Annotated in this window: 1 protein-coding gene; it reads left to right on the top strand. The window is 72.8% G+C overall.

What is annotated here, in order from left to right; genetic code table 11:
* On the top strand, window positions 1–368 hold a 368-nt coding region (locus AC1DYG_RS20780; RefSeq protein ID WP_477641719.1), incomplete at both ends, for an exodeoxyribonuclease V subunit gamma.

The following is a 368-nucleotide window of genomic DNA, read 5'->3' as shown; positions in this document are numbered from 1 at the left end:
CTTCCGCAGCTACGGCGCACAACGCCCCGGCATGCTCGTCGCCTGGGCGGAAGGCCGGGACGTCGACGCCGCGGACGAGAAGGCCGAGCCCCTCGACGACGACCAACTCTGGCAGCCGCAGCTGTGGCGTCGGTTGCGTGAGCGGATCGGTTCGCCGAGCCCCGCCGAACGCCTCGACGGCGCGTGCGCCCGGCTGCGCGCCGAACCGGACCTGCTCGACCTCCCCGGCCGGCTGTCGCTGTTCGGGCCCACCCGGCTGAGCACCGACCAGATCGCGGTGCTGTCCGCGCTGTCCGCGAACCGTGATGTGCACCTGTGGATTCCGCACCCCAGTCCGGCCATGTGGACGGGATTGGACGGCGCCACGC

The sequence above is a fragment of the Pedococcus sp. P1_H8 genome (genome assembly GCF_056405175.1).
Note: the sequence above shows the minus strand (reverse complement) of the source record. Positions and strands in the feature narration are given on the sequence as shown.